A 19113-nucleotide genomic window follows, 5' to 3' on the forward strand; every position below is an offset into this window, starting at 1 on the left:
TCACAACATCCGAGTTCATCCGTGGCGGGATGCTTAATAGTTGAAAGTCTTGACCAGCAACAAATCACCGATCGCCCGCAGGGGCACGATGAAGGTTTCGCGTTTTTCGTCGACGGTGTTTTCGTTGAGCACCAGGGTGATCTGCGAGGTGATCACCTCGTTCTGATTACTGGTTTCCTCGAAGTTATAGCCACCATCGCCGTAGTTGCCCCAATAGTTGACGTAGACCAGATACGTGCCGTGCAGCGGCGCGGTCATGGTGAACATTTCCGGGCCGGGGCCGTCGACACCATCCGGGTCGAGGCCGCCGCCATTGCTCAGCGCCGGCCGTGCCCAAAAGGCATGCTGACCGTCGGGGGTGACAATATGCAGATCCAGCTCGGCTTTCGGGTCGTCCCATCCCAAGACAAGACGAATCTTCGCCGGCGTGCGCAGATTATTTGCTTCATAAAATTGCACGCGCTTGAGCGACTGGCCCTCGGCGCTGATCACTTCGACGCTGTTGGAACCGGCGCCAAATGCGTAGGGCCGGGCAAAACGTCCCTGATCATCGGTGTACAGATTCAATGGATTGCCGTTGACGGCGAGGCTGTGCGGCGGACGCATGTGGCCGAGGGCTTTGAGCTGGCCCTGGATCATCGTGCGATTGCGCTGAATGCCGCGATCGATCGGCGGTGTCGGGTAGGCGACCTGCGGATTTTCCGAACGATCGAGCAGGCCGTGATAACGCCAGCCGCCGACCGGCTCGGACAACTGCGCAGTCGGCGCGGCCCACAGCGCAGGCGCGCAGGCGAGGCCGATCAGCAGCAAAAGAAATGAACGCATGTGACGCCTCCTGCCATGCCTTGAACGAAACCTTGCACCCGATCCTCGGTACTTCACAGCGGTGAACTGCGTTTCGTCTGAATGCCCCGCAACTGTCGGGGCCGTAGAAGCGGCGAAGAGTAGCGATTCGGCAGTTTTTTAACAATCGGATACATGTGTGATTGCTGTAGGAATCGCGCCATCCGGGTAGACGATGAGCCGAATAGCCGGCATATTCGGCTCACCAAATGAGCCGAATAGCGTTTTTATTCGGCTCACGCTTCTATGACAGGTGATCAATGACCGCGCACTGGATCTGGCAACAACCCGATTGGCCCGACTTCAACTGGCAAGCCGAGCGCCTCGCCCCGCTGCTGCGCGAGTGCGTGCAGACGCAGGGCCGACTCTTGGGAATGGCCGGCTCAGTGGGCGATTCGATGAGCGCACAGAGCGAGCTTGATGCGTTGCTTCAGAACATCGTCACCTCCTCCGCCATCGAAGGTGAGCAACTGAATGTCGGCTCCGTGCGCTCTTCTCTGGCCCGGCGCCTGGGTCTGGAATGGGTTGATCGCGATAGCGTCAGCCAGCGTAGCGAGGGCTTGGCGCAATTGATGCTCGATGCCACCCATGGCTTCGACGAGCCGCTGACCCTGGCCCGATTGCTGGAATGGCACACCTGGCTTTTCCCCGCCGAGGAAGCGATGTTCAGCGCGCGGCCAATACTCGTCGGTACCTTGCGCGGCGACGAACCGATGCAGGTGGTGTCCGGACGACTCGACCGACCAACGGTTCACTCTGAGGCGCCACCGCGCCTAGGGCTGGAACAGCAAATTGAGCGTTTCTTGAGCTGGTTCGAAGCCAGCCGCGATCAGGTTTCGCTGGATCCGCTGTTACGCGCTGGCATCGCGCATTTCTGGTTTGTCACTCTGCACCCTTTCGACGATGGCAACGGTCGTCTGACCCGCACCATCACCGATCTGGCGCTGGCTCAAGGCGAAGCGCAGGCGATCCGCTTCTACGCGATGTCCGCAAGCATTCTCGAGCATCGCGCCGGTTATTACCGGATTCTGGAGTCGAGCCAAAAGGCCACGCTCGATATCACCGAATGGCTGACCTGGTTTTTGCAGACACTGCTGCGCAGCCTGCAGCAAGCCATCACCCGGATAGATTCGGTGTTGGGCAAGACTCGCTTCTGGCAGGCGCACCGCGAATCCGACCTTTCAGCGGAGCAGATCAAAGTGCTCAATCGCTTGCTCGATGGCGGTGAGCGCGGTTTCGAACAGGGCCTCAGCGCAGGGCAATATCAAGCGGTTGCGAAAGTTTCCAAAGCCACCGCGACGCGGCATCTGGCGGAGTTGCTGGACAAGGGCTGCCTGCAACGCCTGCCGGGCGGCGGACGCAGTACGCGTTACAAAATCAACTATCCGGATTGAATCGCCGACCGTTATGGAGAGGCTTGGCGACGGCCCGCTCATTTGCCCATACCCCCCCTATCTGCTAGTGTCGCGCCGGTTTAACGTCTACCGGAATTTGCCGCCATGGCCCGCAAAAAAGCTGCACTGGATTTCGAACAATCCCTCGCCGACCTGCAAACACTGGTCGAGCGTCTGGAGAACGGTGAATTGTCGCTGGAAGACTCGCTGACCGCTTTCGAGCAGGGCATCGGTCTGACCCGTGACTGCCAGGCAGCGCTGGCCCAGGCCGAGCAGAAAGTGCAGGTGCTGCTGGAGCGCGATGGCGAGCTCGCCGAGGAACCCTTCGACGCGGATGAGCCAGAATGATCGCGGCGTATTCGGCGAGCAGTCAGGCCCGGGTCAACGCGGCGCTGGAAACGCTGTTCAACGCGCCGCTGCCGGAACTGGCGCGGCTCTACGAAGCGATGCGCTACAGCGTGATGAACGGCGGCAAGCGCGTGCGCCCGTTGCTGGCTTACGCGGCGTGCGAAGCCCTCGGCGCAAAGGCTGAACAGGCCAGCGGCGCGGCGTGTGCGGTCGAGTTGATCCACGCCTACTCGCTGGTGCACGACGATTTGCCGGCGATGGACGATGACGATCTGCGTCGCGGCCAGCCGACGACCCACAAGAAATTCGACGAAGCCTGCGCGATCCTCGCCGGTGACGGCTTGCAGAGCCTGGCCTTCAGCGCCCTGCTCGATCCGCGCCTGAGCGATTGCAGCAGCGACATCCGTCTGCAGATGGTCACGGCGCTGGCCCATGCAGCCGGTCCGGCGGGCATGGTCGGCGGCCAAGCCATCGATCTCGGTTCGGTCGGTCTCAAGCTCGATCAAACGGCCCTCGAGCAGATGCACCGGCACAAGACCGGCGCGCTGATTGAGGTCAGCGTCAAGCTTGGTGCCCTGGCCAGCGGCCGCGCCCAGCCTGATCAGCTTCAGGCGTTGCAGACTTATGCACAGGCCATCGGCCTGGCCTTTCAGGTGCAGGACGACATCCTCGACGTGGAAAGCGATACCGCGACCCTCGGCAAACGGCAGGGCGCCGACATTGCCCGCGACAAGCCAACCTACCCGGCGCTGCTCGGCCTCGACGCCGCCAAGGCCTACGCTCTGGAACTGCGCGATCAGGCTCTGCAGGCGCTGCGACCGTTTGACGCGGCCGCCGAGCCGTTGCGCGAGCTGGCGCGGTATATCGTCGAGCGACGCAACTGACGGCGTATCGGCCAAAAAAGACCAACGCGTGGGCAGGGGGCGATGCATCAGGTAAACTGCCGCATCTTTTATACCTATAACGATTCGCCTGATGCCCACGACGTTTCATGAGATTCCCCGCAAGCGCCCGACCACGCCCCTGCTAGACCGCGCGAACACGCCGGACGGCCTGCGCCGGTTAGGTGAAGCCGAGCTGGAAACCCTGGCCGATGAGTTGCGCCTGGAATTGCTCTACACGGTCGGCCAGACCGGTGGGCATTTCGGTGCCGGCCTGGGCGTGATCGAGCTGACCATCGCGCTGCATTACGTCTTCGACACCCCGGACGACCGTCTGCTGTGGGACGTCGGGCATCAGGCGTATCCGCACAAGATCCTCACCGGTCGCCGCGAGCGCATGGCCAGCCTGCGTCAGAAGGACGGCATTGCCGCGTTCCCGCGCCGCTCCGAGAGCGAGTACGACACCTTCGGCGTCGGCCACTCCAGCACCTCGATCAGCGCTGCGCTGGGCATGGCCATTGCCGCCCGTCTGCAGGACAGCGATCGCAAGGCCATCGCCGTGATCGGCGACGGTGCGCTGACGGCCGGCATGGCTTTCGAGGCGCTGAACCATGCGCCGGAAGTCAACGCCAACATGCTGGTGATCCTCAACGACAACGATATGTCGATCTCGCGCAACGTCGGCGGGTTGTCGAATTATCTGGCGAAGATCCTGTCCAGCCGCACCTACGCGAGCATGCGCGAGGGCAGCAAGAAAGTCCTTTCGCGCCTGCCCGGCGCCTGGGAAATCGCCCGTCGCACCGAAGAATATGCCAAGGGCATGCTGGTCCCCGGCACCCTGTTCGAAGAGCTGGGCTGGAACTACATCGGCCCGATCGACGGCCACGATCTGCCCACCTTGATCGCCACGCTGCGCAACATGCGCGATCTCAAAGGCCCGCAGTTCCTGCACATCGTCACAAAGAAAGGCAAAGGCTTCGCCCCGGCGGAAGTCGACCCGATCGGTTACCACGCCATCACCAAACTCGAACCACTGGACGCCCCCGCTGCTGCGCCGAAAGCCGCCAGCGGGCCGAAGTATTCGGCGGTGTTTGGCGAGTGGCTGTGTGACATGGCTGCGGCTGACGCTCGTCTGGTCGGAATTACCCCGGCAATGAAGGAAGGCTCGGATCTGGTGGCGTTCAGCGAGCGCTTCCCCGAGCGTTATTTCGACGTGGCGATTGCCGAGCAGCATGCGGTCACTTTCGCTGCCGGCATGGCCTGCGAAGGCGCGAAACCGGTGGTGGCGATCTATTCGACATTCCTGCAACGCGGTTACGACCAACTGGTACACGATGTCGCGGTGCAGAACCTCGACGTGCTGTTCGCCATCGACCGTGCCGGCCTGGTCGGCGAAGACGGCCCGACCCACGCTGGCAGCTACGACCTGTCGTACCTGCGCTGCATCCCGGGCATGGTCATCATGACCCCGAGCGATGAAAACGAACTGCGCAAGATGCTCACCACCGGCCACCTCTACAACGGCCCGGCGGCGGTGCGTTACCCACGCGGCAGCGGGCCGAATGCAATCATCGAAAAAGATCTCGAACCGATCGAAATCGGCAAGGGCATCGTCCGTCGTCAGGGCAGCAAGGTCGCCATGCTGGTGTTCGGCGTGCAACTGAGCGAAGCCTTGAAAGTCGCCGAGAAACTCGATGCCACCGTGGTCGACATGCGTTTCGTCAAACCGCTGGATGAAGCGCTGGTACGCGAGATCGCCGCTAGGCACGAGTTGCTGGTGACCATCGAAGAGAACGCAATCATGGGCGGCGCCGGTGGCGCGGTCAGCGAATTCCTCGCCCGCGAGAACATCCTCAAGTCGATGCTGCATCTGGGCTTGCCGGACATTTACGTCGAGCATGCGAAACCGGCGCAGATGCTTGCCGAGTGCGGGCTGGATGAGGCCGGGATCGAAGCGTCGATTCGCCAGCGCCTGGCATTGCTCGCCCAATAAACGCAATACCCTTGTGGGAGCGAGCCTGCTCGCGAAAGCGGACTGTCAGTCAAAGACGAACTGACTGATACACCGCCTTCGCGAGCAGGCTCGCTCCCACATTTGATTTGTGTACACCTGAAACTCCCGTTGGACTGTCCATGAACCTCTCGCGCCTCGCCCTGCCCTTCCTCCTGCTGCCAACCGCCAGCGCCCTTGGCGATACATTCGAACGCGATCAGGCGCTGAAGCTGCCGGACACGCTGATCAGCGCCAATCGTCAGGTCGAGGCGCGCAACAACAGCAGCGCCGCCAACACCGTGTTCACCCGCGAAGACATCGATCGCCTGCAACCAAGCGACGTGCCCGATCTGCTGCGGCGCGTGCCCGGCGTGCAAGTGGCGCAGACCGGCGGGCGCGGAAGTCTGCCGGGGATCTACATTCGCGGCACGCAATCGGCGCAGAGCCTGGTGCTGGTCGATGGCCAGCGCATCGGCAACTCGACTTCCGGCGACAGCAACCTGCAGCATCTGAACATCGAGCAGATCGAGCGCGTTGAAGTGCTGCGCGGTTCGCGTTCGGTGATCTACGGCAGCGACGCGATTGGCGGGGTGATCCAGATCTTCACCCGGCGCGGCACCGAGCAAGGCTTGCAACCACGCCTGCATCTGGGCTTTGGCAGTCAGCAGACATGGGAACGCAGCCTCGGCTTGTCCGGCGGCGACGAGAAAACCCGCTTCAACCTCGGCGCCAGCCTCGACGAAACGGCCGGGCTCGACCGTACCCACGAGTCGTATCCAAGCGACAGCGACCATGACGCCTATCGCAACAAATCCCTGAGCCTGAGCCTCAGCCACGCGCTGACCGATGACGTCGAAGTCGGCGCCAATCTGCTGGATAACCGTGGCAGGAGCGAATTCGACAACCCGTTCGGCCGCTTCGACATGGACACTTTCGAGTCGGTGCAACAGCAGCCATACAGTGATTTCAATGTCAGCAGCCTCAGCAGTTATGTCGATGCGCGGGTCAACGAAACCTGGAAAACCCGCATTGAATTCGGCCACAGCGAAAACCGCGAAAAGACCTTCGACAAGCTCAGCGACGAGCGAACGGTGTTCAACACCTATCGCGACTCGGTGAACTGGCAGAACGACCTGACGCTGGACGCGCGCAACAGCCTTATCCTCGGTGGTGACTGGTACGAAGACCGGGTCAACAGCAGCACTGCGTTTGACGAGGACAGCCGCTGGAATCGCGCCGCGTTCATCCAGCATCGCTACCAGGCCGACAGCTTCTCTACCGAGATCGGCCTGCGCCACGACGACAACCAGCAGTTCGGCAGCCAGAACACCTGGAGCGGCACTTTCACCCTACCGCTGAACCCGGACAACGACGTGCTGCTGAGCTACAGCGAAGGGTTCCGCGCGCCGACCTTCAACGACCTGTACTACCCGGATTTCAGCAATCCCGACCTGAAACCGGAAACTTCGAAAAGCTACGAACTGCAATGGCGCAGCCAGTTGAGCGACAGTGCGCGGCTGGAAGCCTCGATTTACCGTACCGACCTGGAAGACGCGATCATCTTCGGCAGCAACTCCCGCCCGCAGAACGTTGCGTCAGCGCGCATCAACGGTTTTGAAGCAGCGTTGAAGCAGGAGCTGTTTGGCTGGCAGAGCAATCTTGGCGTGGCAATCATTGATCCGCGAGATCGCGATACCGGGCATACGCTGGCGCGACGGGCGCGGCGCACGGCCAGTTGGGATGTGGATCGGCAGTTTGATCGCTTGGGACTCGGCGCCAGTTGGCAATTGGTCAGCGGCAGTTACGACGACTTGAACAACACCCAGTCGCTGGGTGGCTACGGCACGCTCGGGCTGCGCAGCAGTTGGGCGCTGAACCGTGAGATCAAGCTGGATCTGAAGGTGGATAACTTGCTGGACAAGGGCTACAGCCGGGCGAACTACAGCTATGACGGCGCGCAGTATGGCTATCGCGAGGAAGGTCGGGCGTGGATATTTGGGGTCACCTGGACTCCTGAACTCTGAACTGAGATTTGTGTTGGTTGGCAGGCCTCTTCGCGAGCAGGCTCGCTCCCACAGTAGACTGAGTGCGGCCACACAGTTTGTTTTCAACGCAAATCCAGTGTGGGAGCGAGCCTGCTCGCGAATACAGGCGATGCGGTCTACCGATCCGGCGCGATCAATTGGCAGAGTTTGGCGGTCGCACTGATCATCTGACCACTGGGCCTTTCCAGACCTTTGTCAGTGACCAATAACAGTCTCCCCTGCCTGACTGCTGCCACCTGCGGCCAGGCCTTCCACGCGCCAAGTTGCGCCTGATCACCGGCGACAATCACTTCCGGATCACGCTGCAATACCGCCTCGATACTCACCTGCGGTGCCGGCAGATTCAGCTCGGCGAAGACATTGCGCGCGCCGCACACCTCAAGCGCATCGCTGATGATCTGCCCGCCCCCCACGGTGTAAAGCGGCTTGTCCCATACTTGATAAAACACCCGCAGCGGCACATCACGACGATAACGCTGACGAAGGTCATCCAGTTGTTTACGCAATTCGGCCGCTCGTTGCGCCCCGCGTTCAGGACGCCCGAGCTGTTCGGCAATGGCTTCGATCTGCGCCGCGAGTTGCATCAACGTATGCGGCTCGGCGACGAAGGTTGGAATGTTCAGGCGCTTGAGCTGATCACGCTGCCCCGCGCCGACGCTGCCGGGCCAGAGCAGCAGCAAATCCGGTTTCAGGCTGAGCAAGCGCTCCATGTCGAGCTGGCCGTAGCGGCCCACTGATGGAACATCCGCTATCACCGCCGGCCGCTCGCCCGCATCCAGTACGCCGACCAGCAGGTCAGCGGAATCCAGTTCAACGACGATTTCAGACAGCGAGGGGGCGAGGCTGACCACACGCAGTGCGGCCAGCGCCGGGCTGCTCAGGGCGAGCAGCAGAACCGCCAGCCACAGGCGATGCATCAGCCGAGTTGACGCGGAATACGATAGAGATAGAACAGCACGGCGGTGGACAGCGCCAGCAACATCAACGGCACGGCTTCGAGGCCGACGAATACCGCCAGTGCGCCGATCCAGGCCGGCAAAGACGCCACCAGCAACGCCGCACGCCGACGCGCCGCAAGGGCAATCCAGGCGGCGGGTTCATCGGCGGTATCGAGGGCTTTTTGCGTGGCGATCAACGCGTGTTTGTAGCGGGCGAAATACTTGAGGCTGACAAACATCGAGGCGACGCCGGCGATGAACAAAGGCATTGCCAGCACTGGCAACAGGCCCTGCCCTTCACCGAACAGCGCGTTGAGCACGAACAGCGGCAACAGGGCCAGCGCCAGGTATTGCCACCAGGCCACCGCCAACCGCCGCCGCACCTGGCCGCGGGTCACGCGCGGTCGACCTCGCCCTGATGCTCGTTGCCCATCATGTGGTCGAGCTTGCTGGCCTTGGTCGCCAGGTAGAGTTTGTTGTGCGGATTGTGCCCGGTGTGCAGCGGCACGCGCTCGGCGACGACGATGCCCATGTCCGTCAGCGCCTTGACCTTGCGCGGGTTGTTGGTCATCAAGCGCAGGGATTTCACGCCCAGGTGTTCGAGCATCGGCAGGCACATGGCGTAGTCGCGCTGATCGGCAGCAAAGCCCAGACGCTCGTTGGCTTCCACGGTGTCAGCGCCGCCGTCCTGCAACTCGTAGGCACGGATCTTGTTCAGCAGACCGATGCCGCGCCCTTCCTGACGCAGATACAGCAGCACGCCACGGCCTTCGCGCGCAATCGCCTGCAAAGCTGCCTCTAATTGCGAGCCGCAGTCGCAACGCTGGCTGAACAAGGCATCGCCGGTCAGGCATTCGGAATGCAGGCGACCGAGTACCGGGGCGCCATCGGCAATTTCACCGAGGCTCAGCACGACGTGCTCACGCCCGGTGCTCTCATCGAGAAAGCCGTGCATGGTGAATTGCGCAAAAGGCGTTGGCAGCTTGGAAGCGGCGACGAAGACGACAGGCACCGATGTGCTCCTGATCTAGAAGACTGAAAATTCGCAGGCGGGCATTGTAACAGCAGGTTCCTGTGGACGCTTAGGCTGAATTATCGGGCATAACCATCAAAAAGTTTGATGACAGCTGCCATGCGCTCCCACAGGACACTGTGATCATTTTGGATCAAACGGATACGGCTGCTGCCACTTCTCGAAGACCGGCTTCAACTCTCCGCTCTTGACCAGCTCCGCCATGCGCCGGTCATACAGCGCCTTCAACGCGCGAGCCTGTGGGGTATCGGCGAAACCGAGAAATAGCGGCAACTCAGCCAGATGCGAATAGCGATACTGCGCTGGATCCGCGGCATCGCGCACGACCGCTTCAATCTCGGTCAGCGCATCGATGTAGTAATCCGCCCGGCCCTGCTTGAGCATCAGCAGAATGCCGGTACGTCGTTCGATCTGGTTGAAACGCTGGATGTTCGGCAAGTAGTTCTCGTAGCGATAGCCGCGCACCCAGGCCAGACGATATTTGCCCAAGGTCGCCTGGGTCGGCGGCGGGCTGCTCGCCAGGCCCAGCGCGTAGATGTGATCAGAATCGAACTTCGATTGCGGGTACAGCACGTGCTCGGCTTCGTCGCGGTAGGAGCCGACCAGCGCGTCGACTTCCTTCAACTGCACCAGCCCGATCGAACGGGTGTACGGCACCGTGCGGATATCCAGCTTGACCCCGGCCGGCTCGAACACTTTGCGCAACACGTCCCAGGCCAGACCGTGACCATCGGCGGCGGTGTAATCCTCCCAGTCTTCGCTGGCCAGATGGATCACCCCAGGCACAGGCGCGGCGGCCTGCGCATGGGCGAACGTGCCCAGCAGAGCCAGAAGCAGCAGCGCCAACCCGCGTCGCAGCATTGCGTGTTTCCTCACGTGAGTCGAATCAGGCGAATACCCAGACCAGCCCTTGCATCGCCAGCCAGGCGAACACACCGGCCAGCACGTCGTCGAGCATGATGCCGACGCCGCCATGCACATGCTTGTCGATCCAGCGGATCGGCCACGGCTTGAGAATATCGAAGAAGCGGAACACCAGAAAACCCGCGAGCAACCAGTACCAGCCTTCCGGCACCAGCCACAGGGTGATCCACATGCCGACCATTTCGTCCCAGACGATGCCTTCGTGGTCGTGCACGCGCAAATCGTCAGCGACTTTGCCGCACAGCCAGAAGCCGAACAGCATGGTGATGCCGAGCATCAGCCAGTAACCCCAGTCGGGCAGCATCTGCCACAGCGGAATGAACGGCAGCGCCACCAGCGAGCCCCACGTGCCCGGCGCTTTTGGCAAGGTGCCGGAGCCGAAGCCGAACGCGAGGAAATGCCACGGATTGCGCCAGACCGAGGGAGGCACGAATTCGGCAGGGACCTGTTTCGGGTGATCTGTCACGGTGTCTCCTGAAAATGTTGGTAGCCGCGAATCTGCGGAGTGATGTCGTGCCCGTCGCGGTCCAGCAGCAGCACGCCCTGGCCCGGCAGCACTCGCCCGATCACATGGATCGGCCAGCCGTCGGCCAACAGTGCCGGCAACTCGGCGGACGGCAAGGTGAAGGCCAGTACGTAATCATCACCACCGCTCAATGCCGCGCGCTCGGCACCGCGCTGACCGAGAAACGCGACTAAAGCATCCGACAACGGTACACGCTCGCGTTCAATCTCAAGTCGCACCTTCGACGCCAGCGCGATATGCCCGCAATCGGCGAGCAGGCCATCGGAGATGTCCAGCGCCGCCGTAGCCTTGCCGCGCAGCGCCTGACCGAGGGCCAGTTGCGGCTGCGGCGACCAGTAATGCTCGAGCAGCGGCTGGGCGATATGCGCTTCGGCATCACGTTGGGCCAATACCAGCGGCAAGGCGCCGGCGGCATTGCCCAGTTCGCCGCCGACGCAGAGCAGATCACCGGCCTGCGCACCGCTGCGGGTCAAGGCCTGGCCAGCGGGTACGCGGCCGAACACGGTGACCGTCAGGCTCAACGGTCCGCGCGTGGTATCGCCGCCGACCAGCGCGACGCCGCAGCTTTGCGCCATGCGGTTCAAACCCCGGGCATAGGCTTGCAGCCAATCGGCAGTCACCGTCGGCAAGGTCAGGGCAAGGGTAAAGGCAACGGGCGCGGCGCCCATGGCGGCCAGGTCACTGACCGCGACGGCCAGCGAGCGCTGACCGAGCAGAAACGGATCGCAGGGGTCGGCGAAATGCACACCGGCCACCAGCGTATCGGTAGAAACCGCCAACTGTTCCCCAGCGGGAACCGCCAGCAAGGCGCAGTCGTCGCCGATCCCCAGAGCAACGCCTTCGCCGCCCTGCGCACAAGGCGCGGCGGCGAAGAAATTGCGGATCAGCTCAAACTCGCCCATGGCCGAGAAAAAGTATTCAAGCGCCGATCAGCGCTTGAACGCCTTCACTTCAGCTTCACGCAGGCGCGGGGCCAGCTTGTCGAGCACGCCGTTGACGAACTTGTGGCCGTCGGTCGAACCGAACACCTTGGCCAGCTCGATACCTTCGTTGATCACAACGCGGTATGGCACGTCGACGCGCTTGAGCAGTTCCCAGGTCGACAGGCGCAGAACCGCCAGTTCAACCGGGTCGAGCTCTTCGATCGCCAGATCCAGGCAAGGCGTCAAGGCAGTGTCGATTTCGGTCTTGAACTGCGGAACCCCGTGAAGGATTTCACGGAAGTAGGCACCGTCGACATCGGTGAAATCGTTATCAACGCGAAACTGCGCTTCGATCTCGTTCAGCGATTGCCGAGCCATGTGCCACTGGTACAGCGCCTGGGTCGCGAGCTGACGGGCTTCGCGACGCTTGGCGCTCTTCGACGGCTTGCCGGCATCCGCAGGTTTCGGATCGCGTGGGTTGAAACGATCGCTTTCGTCGCTAATCACTTGGCCTCCAACTGCGCCAGCAGGCTGACCATTTCCAGAGCGGACAGGGCAGCTTCGGCACCTTTGTTACCGGCCTTGGTGCCGGAACGTTCGATGGCTTGCTCGATGGAGTCGACGGTCAGCACGCCGAAGGCGACCGGTACGCCGAATTCCATGGAGACCTGGGCCAGGCCTTTGGTGCACTCGCCAGCCACGTATTCGAAGTGCGGAGTACCGCCACGAATGACCGCGCCAAGGGCGATGATGGCTGCGAACTCGCCTTTCTGGGCAACTTTCTGCGCAACCAGCGGGATTTCGAAGGCGCCCGGTGCGCGGATGATGGTGATGTCGCTTTCGCTCACGCCGTGGCGAACCAGGGCATCAACGGCACCGCTGACCAAGCTTTCAACCACGAAGCTGTTGAAGCGGCCCACTACCAGAGCGTAGCGGCCTTTGGGGGCGATGAAGGTACCTTCGATGGTCTTCAGGGTCATTCGTCAGTTCTCTTAAAGAGCCGGGACGCGTCTGCTACGCGTCCCTCAGTGATTATTTGCCGCGAATCGGAGTCCGGAAACAGCCGGTCATTATTCGGAGGGCACGTATTCTACAACTTCCAGATCGAAACCGGATATCGCATTGAATTTCATTGGTGCCGACATCAAGCGCATTTTGCGCACGCCGAGGTCACGCAGGATCTGCGAACCGGCACCGACAATGCTGTAGGTGGTCGGTTTTTTCGGCGCTGCCTGCTCACCGGTTTCACGGATATGCGCCAGCAGCACGTCGCCATCGAGCGGGTGACCGAGCAGCAGCACCACACCGCTGCCAGCCTCGGCGACCGCAGCCATGGCGGCGCGCAGGCTCCAGCGGCCCGGTTGCTTGACCATCAGCAGATCGCGCAGCGGGTCCATGTTGTGCACGCGAACCAGCGTCGGTTCTTCAGCGCAGACAGTGCCCAGCGTCAGGGCCATGTGCACGTCGCCTTCCACCGAATCACGATAGGTCACCAGGTTGAATTGGCCCAGTTCGCTGTCCAGCGGCTGCTCGGCAATCCGCTGAACGGTACGTTCGTGGATCATCCGGTAGTGGATCAGGTCGGCGATGGTGCCGATCTTGATGTTGTGTTCGGCGGCGAATGCTTCGAGTTCAGCGCGACGGGACATGGTGCCGTCGTCGTTCATCACTTCGCAGATCACTCCGCTCGGCTCGAAACCGGCCATGCGCGCCAGGTCGCAAGCGGCTTCGGTGTGGCCGGCGCGAGCGAGGGTGCCGCCGGCCTGGGCCATCAGCGGGAAAATGTGGCCCGGGCTGACGATATCTTCAGCCTTGGCGTCTTTGGCGGCAGCCGCTTGCACGGTGCGCGCACGGTCAGCGGAGGAGATGCCGGTGGTCACGCCTTCGGCAGCTTCGATCGAAACGGTGAACTTGGTGCCGAAACCGGAACCGTTGCGCGGCGCCATCAGGGGCAGCTTCAACAGTTCGCAGCGCTCGCGGCTCATCGGCATGCAGATCAGGCCACGGGCGTGCTTGGCCATGAAGTTGATGTGTTCGGCCTGGCAGCATTCGGCGGCCATGATCAGGTCGCCTTCGTTCTCGCGGTCTTCGTCATCCATGAGGATGACCATCTTGCCTTGGCGGATGTCTTCAACCAGTTCTTCGATGCTATTGAGCGCCACAAGGCACCCCCTTCTTTTGAATTATTTGAGGTAGCCGTTTTGGGCCAGAAAGCTTTCGGTGATGGTGCTGCCGGCGGTCTTCTCGGCGGCCTTGTCGCCCAGCAGCAGACGCTCCAGATAACGCGCCAGCAGGTCGACTTCCAGATTCACCCGGCGGCCCGGCTTGTATGAAGCCATGATGGTTTCGCTGAGGGTGTGCGGAATGATCGTCAGCATGAATTCGGCGCCATCGACTTCGTTCACGGTCAGGCTGGTGCCGTCGACGGTGATCGAGCCTTTGTGGGCGATGTACTTGGCCAGTTCCTTCGGCGCGCGGATGCGAAATTCCACGGCGCGGGCATTGTCGCTACGCGATACCACTTCGCCAACACCATCGACATGACCGCTGACCAGATGCCCGCCGAGGCGAGTGGTCGGGGTCAGGGCTTTTTCCAGATTGACCGGGCTGCCGCTTTTCAGGTCATTCATGGCGGTGCAATCGAGGGTTTCGCGGCTGACGTCGGCGGCAAAGCCGTCGCCCGGCAACTCGACGGCGGTCAGGCAAACGCCGTTGACCGCGATGCTGTCGCCGAGTTTGACGTCACTCAGATCGAGCTTGCCGGTTGCGACGTGCACCCGCACATCACCGCCCTTTGGGGTCAGTGCGCGGATACTGCCGATGGATTCGATGATGCCGGTGAACATGGGGTTCTCCTTGAGAACGAGGCCAGCGCTAACGCAATGGCCGGGAATTATACGCGGGCTGAAGGGACAGGGATCGAAGTGACCCGCCAGTCATCGCCCACCGCTCGGATTTCAGTGATTTTCAGTTCCGGCGCATCTTTCATCTGCGCCAGCGGCCAGTCGAGCAGCGGACGCGCCGTGGAGCCGAGGAATTTGCCGGCAATGAAGATTACGAATTCGTCGACCAGCCCCAGTTGCGCAAAGGCGCCGGCCAGACGCGGCCCGGCCTCGACCAGCACCTCGTTGGTGCCACGGCTGGCCAGTTCGATGAGCAATTGATGCAGATCGACCTGGCCGTCGTCACCCGGCACGATCAGGCATTCCGGGCCATTGGCATATTGCTCCTCGACCGCGACACAGGTGGCGACCAGCGCCGGCCCGGCCTTGAAGAACGGCGCATCCAGCGGCACCCGCAGGCGGCCGTCGATCAACACGCGCAATGGCGGGCGACTCATGGCCAGCGCGGTTTGCTCACTGTCCAGACCGAGTTCGTCCGCGCGCACGGTCAAGCGTGCGCCATCGGCCAGCACCGTGTCGGCGCCGGTCAGCACTACTGCCGCCTCAGCGCGCAAACGCTGTACCGCTGAACGCGCCGCCGGGCCGGTGATCCATTGGCTCTCGCCGCTTTCCATCGCTGTGCGACCGTCGAGGCTCATGGCCAGCTTGACCCGCACGAATGGCAAGCCATGCTCCATGCGTTTCAGAAAACCTTGATTGAGCTTGCGTGCTTCGCCCTCCAGCACACCACTTTCAGTGGCGATACCGGCCTCGGCCAGGCGCTGCAAACCGCGCCCGGCGACTTGCGGATTGGGATCACGCATCGCCGCCACGACCCGGGCAACGCCAGCGGTCACCAAGGCATCGGCACACGGCGGCGTGCGCCCGTGGTGGCTGCAAGGTTCGAGGGTCACATAAGCCGTTGCGCCCCGGGCCTGCTCGCCAGCGGCGCGCAGGGCGTGGACTTCGGCATGGGGTTCGCCGGCGCGCTCATGCCAGCCTTCGCCGACAATCTGGCCGTCACGCACCACCACGCAACCGACTCGCGGATTGGGATGGGTGGTGTAGTGGCCTTTGCGCGCCAGTTCCAGCGCGCGGGCCATGAAATGCGCGTCGAGGATCGCCTGCTCGGCGGCGGTGGTCATTCTTTCACCGGTTCGCGGGCGAGGCGGTCGATCTCTTCGCGGAATTCATTGAGGTCCTGGAAGCGCTTGTACACCGAGGCAAAACGGATATAGGCGACTTCATCAAGCTTTTGCAGCTCGGCCATCACCAGCTCGCCGACCACGAGGGATTTGACCTCGCGTTCGCCGGTGGCGCGCAGCTTGTGCTTGATATGGACCAGAGAGGATTCGAGGCGCTCGACGCTGACCGGACGTTTCTCCAGCGCGCGTTGCATGCCGGCGCGGAGTTTTTCTTCGTCGAACGGTTGGCGGCTGCCGTCGGTTTTGATCAGGCGCGGCAACACCAGTTCGGCCGTCTCGAACGTCGTGAAACGTTCGCCGCAGGCCAGGCATTCACGCCGGCGGCGCACCTGTTCGCCCTCGGCGACCAGACGCGAGTCGATGACCTTGGTGTCGTTGGCACCGCAGAAGGGACAGTGCATGGTGGCTGGCAACAAAAAATGGGAGGGCCATGGTAGCGCATCCCCGTGGCAAGACAAGCCATAGGCTTTGCGGTATACAGAACGGCATGATCGTCTGATCCATGGAATTCATTCTGCCGGAGCCTCCAATGCCGTTACGTCCGCTTGTTCTGCTCAGTCTTTTCAGCCTGCTGGTGGCCTGTGGCAGCGACGCACCCAAGCCGCAACCGCCGACGCCGGGCCCCGCGCCGCAACAGGCGCAGAAAAAAGCCAAAGAGGCCGCCGAACTCGGCCCGCTGCCAGCCCATCAGCGCGAATTGAGCGGCACCCTGCAAGGCGTGCCAACCGGCGCCGAAGTCGAATTGGCGCTGCTGGTGATTGATGAAAAGGACCGCCCGCAACAATTGCTCGCCAGTTCCAGCCTGATCGGCAACAACCAGATCCTGCCGTTTCATCTGCGCTTCAACCCCGAGGCATTTCCGGCCGGCGCACGGGTTGAGCTGCGCGGTCGCGCCAGCCAGTCCGGGCAACTGATTCTGCACCTGCCGTCGCAGACCATCACTCAACCGACCACTCAGGCTTTGGGCCAGCTGCAATTCGTCAAAGCGCCATGACAGCACCGCTCGACCTGCAACAGGCCTTGGGGGAATTGCTCGGCGACGCCAGACTGAAAGCCTGTGCGTTGCCGGGCACCGATTTGCAGCTGTGGCTGATCGATGGCGACAACATGGCCCGCGAATTCAGCCAGGAAGAAACCCAGCGCATCCTGCATGAACCGCCCTATTGGAGCTTTTGCTGGGCCAGCGGCTTGGCCGTGGCGCGTTATCTGGCACAGTTTCCCGACTGGGTGCGCGGCAAGCGCGTGCTGGATTTCGGCGCCGGTTCCGGGATCGCCGGCATCGCAGCGGTCAAGGCCGGGGCGCTGGAAGTGGTGGCCTGCGATCTCGATCCGTTGGCGATCGCCGCGTGCAAGGCGAACGCCGAGCTCAACGATGTGCAGATGAGCTACTCGACGGATTTCTTTGCCGAGGCCGATCGCTTCGATCTGATTCTGGTGGCGGACGTGTTGTATGACCGGGCCAACCTGCCGCTGCTCGACGCGTTTCTCACTCGCGGACGCGAAGCGCTGGTGGCGGATTCACGGGTGCGGGATTTTCGTCATCCGTTGTATGAGCGAATTGAAATGCTCGAGGCGATGACCTTGCCGGATCTGGCCGAGCCGGAAGAGTTTCGGCATGTGAGCCTTTACCACGCCACCCGCGCATGATCGTTCCCACGCTCTGCGTGGGAATGCAGCCCGGGACGCTCCGCGTCCCTTCGTACGGCGTAACGCAGAGCGTCACCGGAGGCATTCCCACGCGGAGCATGGGAACGATCAGTGTTACAGCTTTCAGCAGCCCCTCGCGAAGCTTTATAGTGAGCCCATCCACGCTTTGACGAGATCCCCCATGAGTCAGCAAACGCCGTACATCTTCGACGCCACGACTGCCGATTTCGACCAGTCGGTGATCGAAGCCTCCTTCAACAAACCGGTGCTGGTGGATTTCTGGGCCGAATGGTGTGCGCCGTGCAAGGCGTTGATGCCGATGCTGCAGGGCATTGCCGAGAGCTATCAGGGCGAGTTGCTGCTGGCCAAGGTCAACTGCGACATCGAGCAGGACATCGTCGCCCGCTTTGGCATTCGCAGCCTGCCGACCGTGGTGCTGTTCAAGGACGGTCAGCCGGTCGACGGCTTTGCCGGGGCACAACCGGAATCCGCCGTGCGCGCGCTGCTGGAACCGCATGTGCAGATGCCGCCACCGGCCGCTGCCGACCCGTTCGAACAGGCTCAGGCGATGTTCGACGAAGGCCACTTCGCCGAGGCGGAAGCGGTGCTGGTGACCATTCTCAATGAAGACAATACCAACGCCAAAGCGCTGATCCTTTACGCACGCTGCCTGACCGAGCGCGGTGAGCTGGGCGAAGCGCAAACCGTGCTCGACGCGGTCAAGAGCGATGAGCACAAAGCCGCACTCGCCGGGGCCAAGGCGCAGATCCAGTTCCTCGGCCTCGCCCGCGACCTGCCGGACGCCGCCGACCTGAAAAGCCGCCTGGCGCAAAATCCACAGGACGATGAAGCGGTGTACCAACTGGCGATCCAGCAACTGGCGCGCCAGCAATACGAAGCGGCGCTGGACGCCTTGCTCAAATTGTTCATCCGCAACCGCAGCTACGGCGAAGGCTTGCCGCACAAGACCTTGCTGCAGGTGTTCGAGCTGCTGGGCAATGATCATCCGTTGGTGACGGCTTACCGTCGCAAAGTGTTTGCGGCGCTGTATTAAGGCCTCACCCGATCCAGCTATAGAGCGGCGTATCCCCGCCGCTCGCCACTTTCACATCGGCACTGTGGCGCAAACGCACGAGCAAACGCTTGCCCGCTGCCGCACTGCCGGTGAGCGCCTCCAACTGATCGAGCAGATCCGGCCCGCTAAGTTGCCCGGCGTTGCGCAACACGTCTTTGGCCACCTGCCACAGCGCATCATCCTGATTCACCGGCTTCGCCGCCGGGGCCGACGCCACTGCCTCAGACTGCGCAATCGGCGCCTGCCCGCTTAGCGCCGAACCGAGCCTCGCCCAATCGCTGTCATCCAGCTCCACCGTCAAATCCACCGGCACCTCGCCGACCGTTCCGCGTATCCGCAACATCAAGTTCGCTCCTGCATTTTTCTGACCTGCATGCTCCCACGGGACTTGTGCAACGCCAAGTAAAGGGCGCCAAACACATCTGGTAATTCCCGGTTAATCGGCTAAATTAATCT

The 19113-nt window shown here is 62.3% G+C and carries 22 protein-coding genes; 8 read left to right on the forward strand and 14 right to left on the reverse strand.

What is annotated here, in order from left to right; all coding sequences use genetic code 11:
• Positions 1–33: 33 nt before the first annotated feature.
• On the reverse strand, positions 34–825 hold the full coding sequence (locus tag OK411_RS24795; RefSeq protein ID WP_024014479.1) for a YfaP family protein: 792 nt from the start codon (positions 823–825) through the stop codon (positions 34–36).
• A gap of 278 nt (positions 826–1103) precedes the next feature.
• Between OK411_RS24795 and OK411_RS24800 the strand changes: the two genes are divergently transcribed.
• The 5 genes from OK411_RS24800 to OK411_RS24820 all read left to right on the forward strand — a co-directional run bounded on the left by OK411_RS24800 (position 1104) and on the right by OK411_RS24820 (position 7483).
• Positions 1104–2237 carry a Fic family protein gene (locus OK411_RS24800; RefSeq protein ID WP_264365826.1) on the forward strand — a complete coding sequence of 378 codons (1134 nt, stop codon included), beginning with the start codon at positions 1104–1106 and terminating at the stop codon, positions 2235–2237.
• Between the two features lie 105 nt (positions 2238–2342).
• Positions 2343–2585, forward strand: a complete 243-nt coding sequence (locus OK411_RS24805) for an exodeoxyribonuclease VII small subunit (protein ID WP_016772991.1) — start codon at positions 2343–2345, stop codon at positions 2583–2585.
• The gene (gene ispA, locus OK411_RS24810; RefSeq protein ID WP_024014480.1) at positions 2582–3469 is read left to right on the forward strand and encodes a (2E,6E)-farnesyl diphosphate synthase; all 888 of its coding nucleotides are present in this window, start codon (positions 2582–2584) and stop codon (positions 3467–3469) included. The genes OK411_RS24805 and ispA overlap by 4 nt, the downstream gene beginning before the upstream one ends.
• A gap of 91 nt (positions 3470–3560) precedes the next feature.
• The gene (gene dxs, locus OK411_RS24815; protein ID WP_264365827.1) at positions 3561–5459 is read left to right on the forward strand and encodes a 1-deoxy-D-xylulose-5-phosphate synthase; all 1899 of its coding nucleotides are present in this window, start codon (positions 3561–3563) and stop codon (positions 5457–5459) included.
• Positions 5460–5599: 140 nt separating this feature from the next.
• Entirely contained in the window at positions 5600–7483 is a 1884-nt protein-coding gene (locus tag OK411_RS24820; RefSeq protein WP_264365828.1) for a TonB-dependent receptor domain-containing protein, read from the forward strand.
• A 137-nt stretch (positions 7484–7620) separates the two neighbouring features.
• On the opposite strand, the gene OK411_RS24825 is transcribed toward OK411_RS24820, so the two are convergent.
• The 12 genes from OK411_RS24825 to nrdR form a co-directional block, all read right to left on the reverse strand.
• The gene (locus OK411_RS24825; protein WP_264365829.1) at positions 7621–8421 is read right to left on the reverse strand and encodes a cobalamin-binding protein; all 801 of its coding nucleotides are present in this window, start codon (positions 8419–8421) and stop codon (positions 7621–7623) included.
• Positions 8421–8840, reverse strand: a complete 420-nt coding sequence (locus OK411_RS24830; RefSeq protein WP_125918216.1) for an MFS transporter — start codon at positions 8838–8840, stop codon at positions 8421–8423. The genes OK411_RS24825 and OK411_RS24830 overlap by 1 nt, the downstream gene beginning before the upstream one ends.
• Positions 8837–9454, reverse strand: coding sequence for a GTP cyclohydrolase II (gene ribA / locus OK411_RS24835; RefSeq protein ID WP_024014485.1), 618 nt, complete (start codon positions 9452–9454; stop codon positions 8837–8839). Before ribA ends, OK411_RS24830 begins: the two co-directional genes overlap by 4 nt.
• A gap of 144 nt (positions 9455–9598) precedes the next feature.
• Positions 9599–10336 (reverse strand): substrate-binding periplasmic protein, encoded by a 738-nt coding sequence (locus OK411_RS24840; protein ID WP_264365830.1) that lies wholly within the window; start codon positions 10334–10336, stop codon positions 9599–9601.
• A gap of 25 nt (positions 10337–10361) precedes the next feature.
• Complete coding sequence (locus OK411_RS24845) at positions 10362–10865, reverse strand: phosphatidylglycerophosphatase A (RefSeq protein WP_039761886.1); 504 nt, start codon at positions 10863–10865, stop codon at positions 10362–10364.
• The gene (thiL, locus tag OK411_RS24850; protein ID WP_110646078.1) at positions 10862–11827 is read right to left on the reverse strand and encodes a thiamine-phosphate kinase; all 966 of its coding nucleotides are present in this window, start codon (positions 11825–11827) and stop codon (positions 10862–10864) included. Before thiL ends, OK411_RS24845 begins: the two co-directional genes overlap by 4 nt.
• A gap of 27 nt (positions 11828–11854) precedes the next feature.
• Positions 11855–12355, reverse strand: coding sequence for a transcription antitermination factor NusB (gene nusB / locus OK411_RS24855; RefSeq protein WP_024014489.1), 501 nt, complete (start codon positions 12353–12355; stop codon positions 11855–11857).
• Positions 12352–12828: a 6,7-dimethyl-8-ribityllumazine synthase gene (ribE, locus tag OK411_RS24860; RefSeq protein WP_003228649.1), complete on the reverse strand. Its 477-nt coding sequence runs from the start codon at positions 12826–12828 to the stop codon at positions 12352–12354. Before ribE ends, nusB begins: the two co-directional genes overlap by 4 nt.
• A gap of 90 nt (positions 12829–12918) precedes the next feature.
• A complete protein-coding gene (gene ribBA / locus OK411_RS24865) occupies positions 12919–14010 on the reverse strand; it encodes a bifunctional 3,4-dihydroxy-2-butanone-4-phosphate synthase/GTP cyclohydrolase II (protein ID WP_264365831.1) in 1092 nt (363 codons plus the stop codon).
• Positions 14011–14031: 21 nt separating this feature from the next.
• Positions 14032–14694, reverse strand: coding sequence for a riboflavin synthase (locus OK411_RS24870; RefSeq protein WP_016772981.1), 663 nt, complete (start codon positions 14692–14694; stop codon positions 14032–14034).
• 47 nt (positions 14695–14741) lie between these two features.
• Positions 14742–15875: a bifunctional diaminohydroxyphosphoribosylaminopyrimidine deaminase/5-amino-6-(5-phosphoribosylamino)uracil reductase RibD gene (gene ribD, locus OK411_RS24875; protein ID WP_264365832.1), complete on the reverse strand. Its 1134-nt coding sequence runs from the start codon at positions 15873–15875 to the stop codon at positions 14742–14744.
• Complete coding sequence (nrdR, locus tag OK411_RS24880; protein ID WP_007910946.1) at positions 15872–16336, reverse strand: transcriptional regulator NrdR; 465 nt, start codon at positions 16334–16336, stop codon at positions 15872–15874. The genes ribD and nrdR overlap by 4 nt, the downstream gene beginning before the upstream one ends.
• 128 nt (positions 16337–16464) lie before the next feature.
• On the opposite strand from nrdR, the gene OK411_RS24885 reads away from it, so the two are divergent.
• The 3 genes from OK411_RS24885 to trxA all read left to right on the forward strand — a co-directional run bounded on the left by OK411_RS24885 (position 16465) and on the right by trxA (position 18636).
• A complete protein-coding gene (locus OK411_RS24885; protein WP_071173724.1) occupies positions 16465–16929 on the forward strand; it encodes a YbaY family lipoprotein in 465 nt (154 codons plus the stop codon).
• A complete protein-coding gene (locus OK411_RS24890; protein WP_024014494.1) occupies positions 16926–17582 on the forward strand; it encodes a class I SAM-dependent methyltransferase in 657 nt (218 codons plus the stop codon). The genes OK411_RS24885 and OK411_RS24890 overlap by 4 nt, the downstream gene beginning before the upstream one ends.
• Positions 17583–17763: 181 nt before the next feature.
• Complete coding sequence (gene trxA, locus OK411_RS24895; protein WP_016772977.1) at positions 17764–18636, forward strand: thioredoxin; 873 nt, start codon at positions 17764–17766, stop codon at positions 18634–18636.
• Positions 18637–18640: 4 nt separating this feature from the next.
• Here trxA and OK411_RS24900 read toward each other — a convergent pair whose 3' ends face one another.
• Positions 18641–19000 (reverse strand): hypothetical protein, encoded by a 360-nt coding sequence (locus OK411_RS24900; RefSeq protein WP_130902600.1) that lies wholly within the window; start codon positions 18998–19000, stop codon positions 18641–18643.
• Positions 19001–19113 lie beyond the last annotated feature (113 nt).

Source organism: Pseudomonas sp. RG1, assembly GCF_025910115.1.
In the GTDB taxonomy this organism is placed as follows: Bacteria; Pseudomonadota; Gammaproteobacteria; order Pseudomonadales; family Pseudomonadaceae; genus Aquipseudomonas; species Aquipseudomonas atacamensis.

Bases quoted from the DNA above. Each gene is read 5' to 3' on its own strand.
- ispA (WP_024014480.1), top strand. From the start codon at position 2,582: ATGATCGCGGCGTATTCGGCGAGCAGTCAGGCCCGGGTCAACGCGGCG.
- trxA (WP_016772977.1), top strand. From the start codon at position 17,764: ATGAGTCAGCAAACGCCGTACATCTTCGACGCCACGACTGCCGATTTC.
- ribD (WP_264365832.1), bottom strand. From the start codon at position 15,875: ATGACCACCGCCGCCGAGCAGGCGATCCTCGACGCGCATTTCATGGCC.
- OK411_RS24825 (WP_264365829.1), bottom strand. From the start codon at position 8,421: ATGCATCGCCTGTGGCTGGCGGTTCTGCTGCTCGCCCTGAGCAGCCCG.
- OK411_RS24840 (WP_264365830.1), bottom strand. From the start codon at position 10,336: ATGCTGCGACGCGGGTTGGCGCTGCTGCTTCTGGCTCTGCTGGGCACG.
- OK411_RS24795 (WP_024014479.1), bottom strand. From the start codon at position 825: ATGCGTTCATTTCTTTTGCTGCTGATCGGCCTCGCCTGCGCGCCTGCG.
- OK411_RS24805 (WP_016772991.1), top strand. From the start codon at position 2,343: ATGGCCCGCAAAAAAGCTGCACTGGATTTCGAACAATCCCTCGCCGAC.
- OK411_RS24800 (WP_264365826.1), top strand. From the start codon at position 1,104: ATGACCGCGCACTGGATCTGGCAACAACCCGATTGGCCCGACTTCAAC.
- OK411_RS24885 (WP_071173724.1), top strand. From the start codon at position 16,465: ATGCCGTTACGTCCGCTTGTTCTGCTCAGTCTTTTCAGCCTGCTGGTG.
- nrdR (WP_007910946.1), bottom strand. From the start codon at position 16,336: ATGCACTGTCCCTTCTGCGGTGCCAACGACACCAAGGTCATCGACTCG.
- ribE (WP_003228649.1), bottom strand. From the start codon at position 12,828: ATGACCCTGAAGACCATCGAAGGTACCTTCATCGCCCCCAAAGGCCGC.
- OK411_RS24890 (WP_024014494.1), top strand. From the start codon at position 16,926: ATGACAGCACCGCTCGACCTGCAACAGGCCTTGGGGGAATTGCTCGGC.
- dxs (WP_264365827.1), top strand. From the start codon at position 3,561: ATGCCCACGACGTTTCATGAGATTCCCCGCAAGCGCCCGACCACGCCC.
- OK411_RS24820 (WP_264365828.1), top strand. From the start codon at position 5,600: ATGAACCTCTCGCGCCTCGCCCTGCCCTTCCTCCTGCTGCCAACCGCC.
- thiL (WP_110646078.1), bottom strand. From the start codon at position 11,827: ATGGGCGAGTTTGAGCTGATCCGCAATTTCTTCGCCGCCGCGCCTTGT.
- OK411_RS24870 (WP_016772981.1), bottom strand. From the start codon at position 14,694: ATGTTCACCGGCATCATCGAATCCATCGGCAGTATCCGCGCACTGACC.
- OK411_RS24900 (WP_130902600.1), bottom strand. From the start codon at position 19,000: ATGTTGCGGATACGCGGAACGGTCGGCGAGGTGCCGGTGGATTTGACG.